This is a genomic window from Oleiphilus sp. HI0123 (assembly GCF_001635315.1).
In genome coordinates this window covers 1-254 of the sequence record NZ_LWGE01000457.1, presented here as the reverse complement: position 1 = coordinate 254, position 254 = coordinate 1, and the positions used below count along the sequence as shown (strand labels likewise).

1 protein-coding gene is annotated in these 254 nt (G+C 30.7%); it reads left to right on the top strand.

Annotation, left to right across the window (positions count from 1 at the left end; genetic code table 11):
* On the top strand, positions 1–195 hold a 195-nt coding region (locus A3761_RS28455; protein WP_231881156.1), incomplete at its 5' end, for a hypothetical protein.
* Between the last annotated feature and the right edge of the window lie 59 nt (positions 196–254).

Below are 254 nucleotides of genomic sequence, written 5' to 3'. Positions count from 1 at the left end.
ATCTATGTCCATGATGGTTCAACTCTTAAAGCTACTATCACACCAGATAAAAGTTCGATTAGTGGAGATCGTGGAGTACTAATTGGTATTCACTCAATAGCATCAGACAATACTGATATTGAAGGTTTTGACGGTAGCTACGCAGCTGTTGTAAAATTTGGTTATTCATTTATTAGAGATGTAATTCTTAAATAAAAAAAATTTAAAAAAGTTGAGCAAAAATGCTTGACTTTTTATTTTTTCCATGTTATACT